This is a genomic window from Mesorhizobium sp. ES1-4, assembly GCF_020164745.1.
Taxonomy (GTDB): Bacteria; Pseudomonadota; Alphaproteobacteria; order Rhizobiales; family Rhizobiaceae; genus Mesorhizobium.
Genome location: NZ_JAIUGV010000022.1, coordinates 1 through 13,888 on the forward strand (window position 1 = coordinate 1; position 13,888 = coordinate 13,888).

General features: G+C 58.8%; 8 protein-coding genes. 4 read left to right on the forward strand and 4 right to left on the reverse strand.

Features of this window, described 5'->3' with window-relative positions:
• Positions 1–652: 652 nt before the first annotated feature.
• The gene (locus tag LB556_RS28440) at positions 653–1,474 is read left to right on the forward strand and encodes an SDR family NAD(P)-dependent oxidoreductase (RefSeq protein ID WP_224570894.1); all 822 of its coding nucleotides are present in this window, start codon (positions 653–655) and stop codon (positions 1,472–1,474) included.
• 569 nt (positions 1,475–2,043) lie between these two features.
• Here the strand turns inward: LB556_RS28440 and LB556_RS28445 are convergent.
• The gene (locus tag LB556_RS28445) at positions 2,044–4,662 is read right to left on the reverse strand and encodes an ATP-binding protein (RefSeq protein ID WP_224570895.1); all 2,619 of its coding nucleotides are present in this window, start codon (positions 4,660–4,662) and stop codon (positions 2,044–2,046) included.
• A 98-nt stretch (positions 4,663–4,760) separates the two neighbouring features.
• Between LB556_RS28445 and LB556_RS28450 the strand changes: the two genes are divergently transcribed.
• The 3 genes from LB556_RS28450 (at position 4,761) to LB556_RS28460 (ending at position 8,104) form a co-directional block, all read left to right on the forward strand.
• On the forward strand, positions 4,761–5,936 hold the full coding sequence (locus tag LB556_RS28450; protein ID WP_224570896.1) for an EAL domain-containing protein: 1,176 nt from the start codon (positions 4,761–4,763) through the stop codon (positions 5,934–5,936).
• On the forward strand, positions 5,917–7,287 hold the full coding sequence (locus LB556_RS28455; protein WP_224570897.1) for a pilus assembly protein TadG-related protein: 1,371 nt from the start codon (positions 5,917–5,919) through the stop codon (positions 7,285–7,287). The genes LB556_RS28450 and LB556_RS28455 overlap by 20 nt, the downstream gene beginning before the upstream one ends.
• Before the next feature lie 400 nt (positions 7,288–7,687).
• Complete coding sequence (locus LB556_RS28460; RefSeq protein WP_224570898.1) at positions 7,688–8,104, forward strand: hypothetical protein; 417 nt, start codon at positions 7,688–7,690, stop codon at positions 8,102–8,104.
• Positions 8,105–8,466: 362 nt separating this feature from the next.
• On the opposite strand, the gene LB556_RS28465 is transcribed toward LB556_RS28460, so the two are convergent.
• From LB556_RS28465 to LB556_RS28475, 3 genes are read right to left on the reverse strand one after another with little or no spacing between them, the layout of a single operon-like run.
• On the reverse strand, positions 8,467–9,765 hold the full coding sequence (locus tag LB556_RS28465) for an HlyD family type I secretion periplasmic adaptor subunit (protein WP_224570899.1): 1,299 nt from the start codon (positions 9,763–9,765) through the stop codon (positions 8,467–8,469).
• Between the two features lie 16 nt (positions 9,766–9,781).
• Positions 9,782–12,064, reverse strand: coding sequence for a cadherin-like domain-containing protein (locus LB556_RS28470; RefSeq protein WP_224570900.1), 2,283 nt, complete (start codon positions 12,062–12,064; stop codon positions 9,782–9,784).
• Between the two features lie 9 nt (positions 12,065–12,073).
• Positions 12,074–13,873: a type I secretion system permease/ATPase gene (locus tag LB556_RS28475; protein WP_224570901.1), complete on the reverse strand. Its 1,800-nt coding sequence runs from the start codon at positions 13,871–13,873 to the stop codon at positions 12,074–12,076.
• Between the last annotated feature and the right edge of the window lie 15 nt (positions 13,874–13,888).

Genomic DNA, 13,888 nt, shown 5'->3' on the forward strand with positions numbered 1-13,888 from the left:
CTTCTTCGTCGCCAGCGGCGCACCGCCCTCGTTCGTGAGGCGTATATAGTCGCCACCAACCAAAACTGTCAACACCGCTTTCCCAAGTTTTTTCGATTTCTGGTGGAGATATCCACGGGGCCGAAAATCGTGAGTTGGCTAGGCTGAGTTTCGGCGCTGCTTCCACGGCTGGTTACGCAATTCCAGTGTGATATTTCGGCCTGCGTGGAAGATGCTCACGATCAGCACCTGCTCGCATCCGGACGCAAAGGCAATGCTGACCGCCCGCGGATAGCAGCAATCCGCTGCTCAGGCGTAATCTCGACCCGCTCGGTGCCTCGTTGTGGAAAAGTCGACGGGCCCAGGCAATGGTCGCGGATGTCAGCGACAAAATTCAGGCAATCGCCGGCGACGCCCGCGCATAACATCGTCAGGCTTTTGATCCTGGTCGGGCGCGCAGCTGTCGGCCTAAGCGCGGGCGTCGTGGGTCCGTTGCGGCGTTCATCCGGAAGACCCGTCCCAACGATCGATGCCTAATCCTTTGTCGGTTGTGGTTCATGCTGATTTGAATGACGAGATATATCCTGGTTTATTCACGCCATTCTACGGAGAGGGGATCAGAGATGCCGCATTTGGTGCACGTCTGCCCGCCAGTGGCGACCAGGAGATGACCATGCGGTTCGAAGGCAAGGACGTCCTGGTGACCGGCGGGAATTCGGGGATAGGGCGCGGGATCGTTCAATATTTCCTGAGAGAGGGAGCAAGGGTGGCTTTCGCAGGCCGCGATCGCAAGAAGGGCAGCGCCGTTGAAGCGGAAGCAGGGGTGATCGGCGGCGAAGCGCGCTTTTTCGCATGCGATCTGTCCGAGGAGGATCAAGTCGAGGAACTGATCGGCCAGATCGGCCGTTGGGGGCGGCTGCGTGTCGTGGTCAACAACGCCGGTGCTGGTTCGCGCCGCAGCGGCATTGAGCCGGACGATCGTCCCGGAGTGAGATGGGACAAGATGCGGGGCGCCAACCTGGACTCCACCTATTTTGTGTCTTCCTACGCGATGCCGCTGATCCGGGATTCCGGCGGAGGCGCGATTGTCAACATCTCGTCCACCGCCACACTGCACGGCAATTGGGGGCTGTACTGCGTCGCCAAGTCGGCCGTCGAAGCGCTTACGCGCTCGCTGGCAATTGAAGGCGCTCCCCTCGGGATCAGGGCGAACTGCGTCAGCCCTGGCTGGATTGCCACCGCAACCGATATAGAGGCGCCAGCTTCGGGTAGCGCCGGCGATTGGACGGTGCCGCCAAGCATATTCGGCCGGATGGGGACGCCGGCTGAAATCGCTGCGGCCGTGGCGTTCCTGGCAAGCGATGAAGCTTCATTCATCACGGGTCAGACCCTGGTCGCCGATGGGGGGCTCTCGATCGTGGACTACACGTCGAGTTCGCTTCTCGAGCAGCGCGGCTCGGTGCTGTTCTCGGGCACGGTCCGCGACACTCCATAAGCAAGAACTGACGCGAAGAGTTTCGGGTGCCGTCAGGCGTACGAAAGTCCCCGAGGAAAAAAACTGCGGGTCACAGGTCGATGACTGTGGAGATTTCGGTCTGCGGCCAGTGTCGGCGATGGCGCGACCGTCGCCAGGAAGTGCGATGGATGCGCACAGGCCGTTTCGTTGCGCCTCCGCGCGGTGTGGTCGGCCCGGCGCTGGTTTCAGCTAATCAATCGTCATCACCGCTGAAGGATAAGTCCGGGCGCACATCTTCACAGACGTCCCGAAACCACGTGGATCAGGTGGGCAACTCGCATACCAAGGCTAGTCGTGAATTCGCCATGGTTGGTAGCAAAGTCCCAACCGAAGAATGCTGCCCAGCAAAAAAGCAGAAGGAAGAAACGCATTCGCAAATGCTAAATTATCTATATTGAGGAAACCTTAAGGGGTGGATGCTCTGCGACGGTCACTTCGCAGCCGCACGACAGCACCGCCGCTATTGTCCGGGCTAAACTCGACGCCGGGCAGACTGCACGATGAAGCGAGACATATTGTGGCTGTGCGGATCGCGATCGAGAGCAGTCCTATGCCGCCGCTGCTGCTGAAAGATAAGAGTTCATCGCTTCCAATGTGCTCAGCAGCACCCCATCCAAATCGCGTAGGGCTGTATTTGGCAAAGCACCAGCCTTGGCGGCGTTTTCAAGCTGATCGCAGAGCATCGCCGCCCTGGCGGCACCGGCACTAAGAGACATTGACTTCAACGCATGAGCGAGAGTTGCGACCGAGTTGGAGCGGTCGTCTACGGCTTGGCGCAAATTGCCGAAAGCAACCGGTGCGTGTGCAAGGAATAGTCCAAACACCTTTGCTGCAAGTCTGTCGCCGGCTGGGCCGGAAAGCGACCTGAACATGGATAAAGCGTCTGGCGAGATGAGCGGCACATTCCCAGCATCATCGGCCTTTCGATCCCGCGGATCCGCCGAAGCTTGGCTCGCCTCGATAGCGGAGCGCATCTGCGCGATAGTAAAAGGCTTGGACATATAGGCGTCCATTCCCGCGCTTTGCCAACGCTGTGCCTCATCTCCCCTCACATGAGCGGTCAATGCGATGATCCGCGCGGGCTTGCGGTTCTCAGATCTCTCGATTTCGCGAAAGCGCGCCGTGGCTTCATAGCCGTCCATTCCCGGCATCGAGCAGTCCATGAACACAATGTCGAAGGCAGCATCCCTGTAGCTCTCGATAGCCTCGTACGCGCTGTCCGCAAGCTGAGTAACGATTTTGAAGGCGCTCAGCGCTTCGCTCAACACCTCTCGGTTCACGGCACTGTCGTCGACCGCAAGCACTTTCAAATGACGGAGATCGGGTAGCGCGGAGAACTCGCTGGCGGCCACTCTCTTTGTCCCGGCCGACCAGTTACTCGTTCTCAAACCGGTGGCGATGGTGTCTATTTCAACGCGCCGGACCGGTGCGGCGATCTCGGCGAGTACTTGGCCCGATACAGGGTGCTTGGTGTCAGCAAATGTGCGGAGATAGATGACAGGCCCGGCATTTTCTTCATTCATTCCAGAAGCATCGCATATAGTCAGCTCCGCCCTGTCCTCGACGATCTCAGCACCCCGCTCCGCAAAGGCCGATTTTAGGCTCCTCGTCGTCAGCTCATTGCAGCGAATCGCAACAGAATGCCCGGACAGTGTGATGAGTTCTTTAGCGGGCTCAGCGATCGGCAGCGCCAAAGTGAAGTGAAAGTCGGACCCTTCCCCCGATCGACTGCTCACACTGATTTCGCCCCCCATCCCTTCCACCAGCCTTCGCGAAATCGACAAGCCAAGACCGGTGCCCCCGAAACGCCGCGTTATGGACTGGTCGGCCTGGGAGAACCGCTCGAAAATTCGCTCCAATTTGTCGGCGGGAATGCCCACTCCGGTGTCCCGAACGTGAACCTCGATCTGCGCACATTCACCAGAAGAATGCACGCAGTTGGCCTCGATCAGCACCCCTCCTTCATCGGTGAACTTGAGACCATTGTTGAGCAGGTTGCCGATAACCTGGCTCAGGCGTGTCGGGTCGCCCACTAGTTTGGCTGGCACCCCAGCAGACACGAAGATGGCTATCGTCAGGCCTTTCTCCCTGGCTCTCTCTGCAAACAGGCTTGCGGCGTCCTCGATCAGCATATCCAGCGAAAAAGGAATCGACTCGAACGAGAGTTTGCCGGCCTCGATCTTGGAAAAGTCGAGGATGTCGTTGATGATGTGGAGCAGAGATTTCCCGCAACGTGTGATCACCTCGGCGTAACGCAAATGCTTGGGAGCCAACGGTGCGACTGAGAGCATCTCGGCCATGACGAGCATGCCGTTCATGGGTGTCCTGATTTCATGGCTCATGGTGGCGAGGAAGTCCGACTTGGCGGCGTTGGCGCGCTCAGCGTCGTCCTTGGCGGCCCGCAACTCCGATGTGCGGACCTCAACGGTATGCTCGAGAGCGTCCCTGTGGTTCTGAAGTAAGGCATCCCGGCGCTCGATTTGCGAGAACATTTCATTGAAAGCGTCGACGAGGACGCCCACTTCGTCATCTCGTGACTTGTTTATCCGGCGGGTTAGATCGGATCGTCGTCCAATCTCCGCAAAGTCTCGGGCGAGTTCACCCAAAGGCGCAATGACGCGGCCAATTTGGCGGCGTGCCACTAGCGCGGTCAGCGCGATTAGTCCCAGCCCGACAAGGAGGGAAATCGCAAATGTCATGAGATAGTCTTGCCGGAGCCTTGAAATTTCAGCCACGAAACTGATTGAGCCGACCACCTCGCCCCGGTCATGAATATCCACCGCGACGCTCAGGTTCTGGGCGGTCAACAAGGTTGTGAGGTTCGAGGCATCGAGCGAGCCATCCCTGCCAACGAGCTCAGTCGCTTGACCAATTTCGGCCACGGTCAGCCCCTGCTTGTCGTAGGCTGCCGCATACCGAACGTCCGGCAATTCACGGATCGCGCGCAGCACAAGCAGAACTTCTCGGGCGTCTCCCGCTCTGACGCCGTTGGCAGCGGCGGCTGCGAACGCCGCTGCGGAGCTGCGAAGTCGCGCTTGCTCTGCCATGATCGATTGCCGGAAGTCATGCAGGGTGAAGAAGGTCACCGAACTCAGCATGCCGCCAAAAATAACGGTTACAACCACCCGCACGAGTCGCGATCGAATGGACAGGGATGTCTTCGCCATTGGTCGAAAATACGAGATCAACCTTAAAATTTTGCAATCTCGACGTAAGCTTTTGTTTGTTTGTTTCGTGCATCCTGTTGAATTCGTGGGGTGAACCGATGGACATCGCAACGCCGATTTTGATCGTCGATGACGATCCGATCTTTCTCGCCGTGACGGAGGAGATCGTCGCGTCGCTCGGCTACCACCAGATCGAGTGCGTGGACTCAGCGATCCGCGGGCTGCAACGCATAAGACAAGGCGTTCCCTTTGGGCTGATCTTGCTCGATCTCAACATGCCCGGGCTCGACGGGTTGGCTTTCCTCAGGCAAGCCTCCGAACTTGGCTTCCGTGGTGCTGTAATCATTTCGAGTGGAGAAGCCGATGCGGTTCTCCGTTCTGCCGGTCAAATGGGGCGCCTGCTGCAACTGCGGGTTCTGGGAGTGCTCAGGAAGCCCGTGTCAGGTGAGAAACTGGCCTTCCTGTTGTCGCAGAGCACTGAGCAAGCAGACCTTGCAATACGTTCGACAGCTCTTCCAAGCAGCCTCGACGATCTGGAATTGGTCCCCTACTACCAAGCCCAGCACGATACTTGGAACGGCGACGTTGTTGGGTTGGAAGCTCTCATACGCGGCCGTGGGCGCGATGGCAGGATTTACGGTCCGGGGAAGCTGTTCGGCCTGATTCAGGAGCGCGATCAACTCCTTTCCACAACGCTTGCCATAGCCGAGGTCGTGATGGGCGACATGCAGCACTGGAGAGCCAGGGGGTGTCTCCGGCGCACCTCCATCAATCTCGATACTTCTGTTGTCGAAGACTGTGACGCGGTCGACAAACTCATTTCCTTGGTTAGCCAGGCCAGGCTCGACCCAAAAGTCGTATGTTGGGAAGTGACCGAGACCACATTGCCGCAAGATGTGACCCGCGTCATTGAAGGGCTTAGTCGCCTTAGAATGTCGGGATGCCAAGTCTCTCTCGATGACTACGGCACCGGCGGATCGAATTTCGAGATCTTGCGGCTGTGCCCGTTCACTGAACTGAAAATCGACGGGCCGTTGCTCCGAATGGCTACGGATGACCCCGTCACGCAAGGGTTTGTCACATCCACGCTATCCATGGCCCGCGACCTCGAACTGGACGTAGTCGGCGAAGGGGTGGAGACCGATACTCAGTATCAATATGCAAGACAGGTCGGCATCCCAGTCATCCAAGGGTACTGGTTCTCAAAGCCGTTGCCTCGCGCCGAGATCGAGAATTTGCTCTGGGAAAAGTGCAATGTTTCGGCCGCCGTTTAAACACCTGCTGCTCTTTGTGATCAGGCTGACTGGCGAACTGACTCGAAACAGCTCTGGCAATTTTGCGCTTGGTGTGGCGGTCCTGGCGCCGCTCCTGTTGGGCACTGCTGGTGGTGGTCTGGATTTCCTGATCTATGAACATCACAAGAGCGAACTGCAGGACGCCGCTGACGCAACGGCTCTCGCCGCTGTACGTGAAGCCTCCATGAAAGGGTGGAGCGCTTCGTCCGCGCAGGAAATAGCCGGCGCTGTCATCCGGAGCAACCTCTCGAACCGTTTCAGCAGCGCCACCTTTGAATATACGACGTCGGTCAACGAAGAGGCGCGCCAGGTAACGGTAACGCTCAGTCAAGACCACTATCGCTATTTCTTGATGGGCTATTTCACTGGAAGTCCGCAGATAACGGTCAGCGCCACCGCCCGGCGGACGGGGCAAGAGACGATCTGCATAATCGCGCAGGCGCCAAATGGTCCCGAGGTGCTGAAAATCGAAGGCGACGCGGATGTCTCGGCTCCGGGCTGCTCCGCTTACGCTGGCTCGATCGACCCCAAGGGCCTTTCCGTCAAAAACACGTCAAGCCTGACGACGAAGTTGTCTTGTTCCGTGGGAGGGTATGCTGGATCGTCCAGAAATTACTCGCCCCTGCCAATTACCGACTGCCCGGCAATATCCGATCCGCTGGCTTCACGCGCCAGTGAGATAGACGGTTCTCTCTCCACACAGTGCGATTTCAACAAATTCGAGGTCAAGAACGCTGCGCTCACCCTGTCACCAGGAACGTACTGCCAGGGGCTGAAGATTTCTGGAGGGGCGCACGTCACGTTTTCACCGGGGGTATATGTCATCCGAAATGGGGAGCTTTCGGTCGACGGCAAATCCGCGATCAATGGGAGCGGCATCGCCTTCGTCTTCATCGGTGAGAAAGCCGTCTTGAAGTTCGCTAACGACTCGAACGTATCTCTCTCGGCACCGGAACAGGGGCTGATGTCTGGCATTCTCATTTACGCTAGACAGGTCGGCAACAAGCATCGAGATTTCAACATCCAAAGCAGGGATGCGGGTCGATTGATCGGCACCGTCTATCTCCCCGGTGACAATCTTACCGTTGGCGGCGACAAGGATGGCGATGGCCTGTGTGACAGCGACAACAATCAAACGCTCACCACGCCGGTCTCAGAGCAATGCATCTCGGACGTCGGCACAATGTCTGCGTGGACTGCAATCATTGCCTACAAAATGCACGTGACAGCTGGGGCGACCCTGATCATTAACTCCAACTATGCGAGCTCGAGAGTTCCAGTCCCTGACGGCATCGGTCCAAAGAGTGGACGAATCGTTCTCAGTCAATAGTGCGAGAAGATGCGGCGCCTGATGATGGCGCGGGACTCGCCGAAATAAGCCACTTTGTCGGCGCACAGCATTCGATCCAGTCTAGGCTGCGTCTACTGTTTGTGGCGGATTGCCGATGACCGCTTTCTCCGCTTCTGGCCCCAAAATGTACGGGGAGTGTTCACATCAAGGCTTAGCCGCTTCTTTTTCCCTGTGACCGCAAGCGCAATTCAGGCGGCATAGACGGCTCCCTTCGAACGACTGACTGAGCATTGGCCAGCGGGATTCAACGAGGATCCATCGCAACTTTGCGGGGTTATATAACACCAGCGATTGCATGCCTCCTCATGTTCGCAAGCCTTCCCAAGTCAGACATGGCAGAGTACCAATCATCTCCGACGATTGTGCGAAAGGGCGCCGCATGACCGAGATTCTTGGGTCCCTGCAAGATTGGTTCTACAACTCGGTTTCGCCGGCGATCTCATGGTGGCTCGGCTCGATCATGGCCGACGTCGCAACGTCGCCGGTTTTCGCTCTCACTTTACTGCTGGCTTCGATCCTGTGTGCGGCGCTTGGCAGAAGCATCGCCATCATGATCTTTTGCCTCATCTTCAGCGGCATTGTCATTGCATTGCACGGCCTTGCCCCGGCGCAGCCTTTGAGAGGCGGGTTGATCGTCGTGGCAATTTTCGGTTTCGGATTGTTGGCCTGGCCATTGTATCGAGAGCGAGGCAAGGTCGATAAAATGTATCAAAGATTGGAAGCTGCGCGAAAAGAGACTGAGGAAATGAGGGGGCTTCTGGATAATGAAATCAAATGGCGCAAGGCGTCGGAATGATGCCGCCGCGCGTATAGTGGCACTAAACGTCGAGCACCGTCCACTTACAGCGTTAGCAGCCACGTCCTCGCGCATCGGGCGGTTGGTTGGGTGAGCACCTCCTCGCGCCAAGGCCTGGTCCTTCGTGGTCAGCAGGGTGGCCAACACGACCCCTCGCAGAGCTTACGATGTGGATTGTTCACGGCATGGCGGTCATTCCCAAATCATTTTGCAACCCCTCTTCTCAAGGAGAGGGAAGGACCCAATAGGTCGCTGCCAACGCCTGGGGCGGGGGCCGGGATACAGGCGTTGGCAGCTCTCGGGGTATGGCCACTCACCCCGATCTGGCCGTCGCTCCAAGCTCGACAACGGATTCAAGATCATCAATCTTCGCGCATCGCTCGATTCATCTGATCGGTGAATGGCTTGACCAGATAGGACAGCGCCGATCTTTCTCTCGTGTGCAGGAACACTTCGACCGGCATGCCGGGCACGAGTTGCTTGCCTTCGAGGCCGTCGACATCACCGATTGCAATGGTTGAAAGGTAATAGGCCTGACCTGTCTGCGCGTCGATACTTGCCGCAGCTCCCACAACTTTCACGCGGCCATCGATCTGCGGCGTGGTGCGCTGGCTGAACGACGAGAAGCGCAGCTTTACATCCTGGCCCATCGATACCTGGTCGATGTCCGTCGGCGCGACGCGTGCTTCGATGACTAGCTCGTCATCGATGGGCACAATCGACATCACGGTTTCACCCGGCGCGATGACGCCATCGACGGTGTGGACCTTGAGGTCATTCACGGTCCCCGAAATCGGCGCACGCAATTCCATACGTGAGAGGCGATCTCTTGCCGCGACAATCCGCTCGTCCAATTCGGCGACTTTCGCCTCGACGTCGCGCAATTCGCGCTGGGCATCGGTCTTCACCTGCTGTTCGAGCTCTATGATCTTGAGATTGACCTCGCTTATTGCGCCCTTGGCCCGCGCGATGTCGGACTCGACCTCGGCGATATGGCCATCAACCTTCACCAGGTCCCGTTCCAGCGTGCGGGTCTTGTCGCCTTCGATAAGCCCCTTGCGCAATAAGGGTGCCAAACGGTCTATATCTTCAGCCACTAGGGCACGCTCGCTTTTACTGGACGCCTTTTGCGCCTCCAGCCCCCTGATCTGTTCCTCATCCTGGTCGATCTGCGATTTCAGCTGCGCCTTTTGGGCTACACGCGTCGCGCGATTGTTGGCAAACAGTCGCTGCTCGCCATCCATGATGGTCTGTGGATCTGCGTCCGGCGCAAAATCGAACGTTATCTTATCCATATCGTCGCGCTCGGCGCGCAGACGTGCCGCACGCCCCTGGGATTCCAGAAACTGTTCACTCAGCACGCCCAACTCCGCTCTGGTCTGCGTCTCGTCTAGACGGATCAGAACGTCGCCGACTTTCACTGCATCGCCATTGGCGACTTCAATTGCGCCGATGATGCCACCATCACGATGTTGAATCATCTTCAACTGCTTTTTCGCGGTGACTTTACCCTGTGCAATAATCGCACCCGACAGTTTTGCATTGGCCGCCCAGCCTCCACAGCCCAGGATCAAACCAAGCGCCAGGAGGCCGGAGACCGCCACCCTCGAGTGAATGGTGTAATGCGGCCGGCGTATTTTCTTCTCGATATTCTTGTCCACGTCTGCCCCCTATCGTCTATGCTGTCGCCGACGCCAGACCAGGCATCATGGCGCCGTGCTTTGCTTCAAGAATGAAGTCCTGTGCCGTCAGCTGGTGATGGCCGTCCAGGGTCAATGAGAATTCTTCGTCGGGGTCGCTGTCGAGATTCCCGGAGACGATGGTGATCTCATGATCAATGTCGAGCGTTTGAAAGCCGAAAGTCACGGCCCCGAGATCGGCGGGTGCCGCCGAGGCGGCGCCGGCAAAGAACAGTTTTTGGCCGGCAAAGTCATTGAGATCTTCAGATATTCGTGACAGATCGATACGATCTCCGGTCTGGAAATCCATGATCAGATCGCGTGGCCCGCCTTGGTTTTCCAGGGATTCAAGCGAGCGAAACACGAAGGTGTCATTGCCACCGCCGCCAACCATGACATTGACGGCATCGTTGGCCACCAGCGTGTTTCGCCCATGGCCGCCCACGATGCTCTCGATTTCGAAGATATGGGCTTCTTCGACCCCATCGAGGAAGACCAGCCCATCCGGCAGGTCTACAAGGGTATCCTGGGCATTGGCCGAAAGGTCGAGGGTATCCTGTCCATCGCCGCCATGCATGATATCGATCAGCAAATCTTCGGACAGAAAAAAGGCGTCGTCACCAGCGCCGCCGTCGACATAGTCGAGACCTGCACCATCGCTCAGATGGTCATCGCCGTCGCCGCCATAAAGCAAATCATTGCCCTGGCCGCCGCTCATGGTGTCGTCACCGGCACCGCCAATCAGCGTGTCATCCCCCTGACCGCCATCCAGCAGGTCGCTGCCATCGCCGCCGTCCAGCGTATCGTCGCCCGCATCACCATGCAGAGAGTCGGCGCCGTCGCCGCCTAGCAGATGGTCGTTGCCGTCGCCACCGACGATCGTATCGTCGCCGTTGCCCCCGATCAGCAGGTCGGTCCCGGCGCCGCCATCGAGGGCATCGTTGCCGTCGCCACCGTCCAGCGTATCGTCGCCGTCTTCGCCATACAGTATGTCATCGCCCGAGCCGCCGGCGGCGACGTCGTTGCCATCGTCACCATGGATTTGGTCATTGCCTTCGTCGCCAAGCAGAAGATCGTTCCCGGCATCGCCATACAGGATATCGTTGCCCTCGCCGCCGAAGAGGGAATCGTCGCCACGGCCGCCAAAAAGGACGTCGTTGCCGCGGCCACCCCAGATGACATCATTGCCGTCGCCGCCGATGAGCCGGTCGTCGCCATCGCCGCCGTGAATCGTATCATTGCCTTCGCGCCCATAAACGATGTCGTTGCCGCCGCGGGCATCGATCAGATCATTGTAAGGCGTTCCTATCAATACATCGTCGCCGTCAGTGCCGGCCATCGATTCGCCCGCAGGCTCGGAGACGTCGAGGTGCGCGCTCTGCTGGATGGTCTCGACACCGTCACTGATTTGATAGTGGAACGTGACGGGTCCGGTCTGGTCATGTTCGGGCGTATAGAGCCAGCGTTCCAATCCGATGCGGCGCAGTTCGCCACTGTCGGCCTCCAACGAACGCACAATCAAATTATCCCCGTCGGGATCGCTAGCGCCATTTAGCAGCTCTCCCATGGTGATGATAATCGACAGGTTCATCATGCCATCGGAAAGAAAGACCGGACCGGTCAAGACCGGCCGCCGATTTGACTTTGTCGACCCGGGCGAGCCCTGCCCGGGGTCGGACTGGCCAGGCTGGTTTCCCTGTCCCCCACTGCCGCCCCCCTGGCCGCCCGAACCCGAGCCGCTGACACCGGTATCGCCCCCGCCTTGGCCTGGCAAAGGGCCACCGTGAGGTGAGGATCCCCCGCCATTGTCGTTGTTGGCAACCGGTGGCGGTGGGCCTCCATGGCCGCCCGGACCGTGGATGCTGTGGCCGACGCCAGCGCGAACATTCGGGTGCAGTCCTTGCACGCCCCAGGGCCGATGCGGCTGCCAGACGTCGAAATTGAGGTCGCCAACATTGACGCTTATGGGTTCGGCGAGACTTCGCAGATAGTCTGCGACATCGCCGATCTTTTGGATCTGCGTCAGAACCGGGTCTTGCTCAGCGTCGGATGCATGATCGCCGCCGTTTATTTTCTGGTCAGAATGTTCACCCTGGTGCTTGTCGGGAGGGTTCTGGTCCGTCTCGAACATCTTTTTGAGAAGCACCGCGAATGCGCCGATCAAAAATGGAAATGCGGAGATCGAATTGACACGCGAGCGCCCGTCACGCAGCGCAAAACGGTTCTTCGGAGCGTCGAGCTCCTCGTGGTTGGGCAGTCCAAGTACGAGCCGGTCGTCCATTTTTGCTCGTCAATCCTTTTGCGCGGCCGCAACGGCCGACGTGGTGCGCACCTTGCCGCCAGACCTAGGCATTGGGGCGGCGCGCACCGGACCGCCTGACCCGGGTATTGGGGCGACGCGAGCGGGTTCGCGGATCAGTTCATCCTTCGGGCCCATCGCCACGAGCTTGCCGTTCTGTATCAGTCCGACGAGATCGACTGCTGCCAGAGCGCTTGGGCGATGGGCAATCACAATGGCGATGCCACCACGCTGACGAACGCCCTTGAGCGCATCCGTCAACGCGACCTCCCCTTCGGAGTCCAGATTGGAATTCGGCTCGTCGAGCACGACAAGGAAAGGGTCGCCGTAGAGAGCCCGCGCAAGGCCGATGCGTTGGCGCTGGCCGGCGGAAAGGGATGTCCCGTTTGGCCCGAGTTCGGTCTGGTATCCCTGGCTGAGCCGAACGATCATTTGATGGACCCCGGCCGCGCGCGCAGCGGCAACGATCCCGCGTGCATCGGCTTGCGGATCGAAACGCGAGATGTTCTCGGCGATCGTTCCCTCCAGCAGCGATACATCCTGCGGCAGATATCCGACATGCGCACCAAGCTGGTTGCTGTGCCATTGATCGAGATCGGCGTCGTCGAGCCTGACCGCACCGCGCAGCAGCGGCCAGACACCGACGATACCCTTCGCCAGCGATGTCTTGCCGCCGCCGCTTGGGCCGATCAGTCCCAGCGCATCGCCGGCCTTGAGCTCGAACGAAACGTCACTCAGAAGAACCGCTCCGGTATGAGGCGCAACGACAGTTGCCTTTTCCACTTTCAGCGTTTGGCAGGGTGCTGGAAGATCGATGATCCGGGACTCATCGTCCATGGCCGCAAGGGTTTCCTTCAGCCGACTGAAGCTTCGGCGGGCAGCGACGAAGCCCTTCCAGTTGCCGATAGCCATGTCGATGGGAGCGAGCGCGCGTGCGGAAGCGACCGAACACGCAATGATGGAACCCGCGGAGAGTTCGCCCTTCATGGTCAGATAAGCGCCAAGACCCAAAAGCGCCGACTGCAGCATCATGCGCAGCACTTTTGCGAGGCCGCTGAACGACCCTGTCACATCGCTGGTCTTGGTCTGCAGATTGAGATGTTTGTCATTGGCGACTTCAAAGCGCGACACGGCACGAGAACCGAAGCCCATGGCCTTGAGGATATCGGCATTGCGCGCATGTGCGTCGGCGATGTTCGAACGCACGATGGCGGCCCGATGCATGTCCTTGGCGACGTTTCTCGTCAGCACTTCGGTAACGACGGTCAAGGCAATGAGGACTATGGCGCCACCGACTGTCAGCAATCCAAGCATGGGGTGGAGGAGGTAGACAAAGCCCAAAAACAGCGGCATCCATGGTAGGTCGAACAAGGCGACAGGGGCCTGGCTGGATATGAAGCCGCGCACCGTATCCACGTCTCGCCCTCGCTCGAGCGCCTCCGACGTGGAATAGCCGTAGCGCGGCATCTCGATAACCACCGCATGGGCAAGCGGGGCAAGCCTGGCGTCGAGGCGTGCTCCATAGCGGACGAGAATCTGGGACCGCAACACGTCGAACAGGCCCTGGAAAAGGTAGAGTCCAATGGCTAGCACCGAGAAGGCTACCAGCGTAGGCACGCTGCCGCTGGGCAAGGCCCGGTCGTAAATCTGCAGCATGTAGAAAGAGCCGGTCAACGCCAGAAGGTTGATGACCCCCGACAGGCAAAGCAGAAAGACTGCAAGCCCGCGATAATTGCCGATGTATTGCGAGACATCGACAGCAGAACGCGCGCGTTTCTTTTGAGTACTCATGAAAGCCAACCCCAA

Coding starts and splice junctions, on each gene's coding strand:
- LB556_RS28440 (WP_224570894.1), top strand. CDS start 653: ATGCGGTTCGAAGGCAAGGACGTCCTGGTGACCGGCGGGAATTCGGGG.
- LB556_RS28445 (WP_224570895.1), bottom strand. CDS start 4,662: ATGGCGAAGACATCCCTGTCCATTCGATCGCGACTCGTGCGGGTGGTT.
- LB556_RS28450 (WP_224570896.1), top strand. CDS start 4,761: ATGGACATCGCAACGCCGATTTTGATCGTCGATGACGATCCGATCTTT.
- LB556_RS28455 (WP_224570897.1), top strand. CDS start 5,917: ATGTTTCGGCCGCCGTTTAAACACCTGCTGCTCTTTGTGATCAGGCTG.
- LB556_RS28460 (WP_224570898.1), top strand. CDS start 7,688: ATGACCGAGATTCTTGGGTCCCTGCAAGATTGGTTCTACAACTCGGTT.
- LB556_RS28470 (WP_224570900.1), bottom strand. CDS start 12,064: ATGGACGACCGGCTCGTACTTGGACTGCCCAACCACGAGGAGCTCGAC.
- LB556_RS28475 (WP_224570901.1), bottom strand. CDS start 13,873: ATGAGTACTCAAAAGAAACGCGCGCGTTCTGCTGTCGATGTCTCGCAA.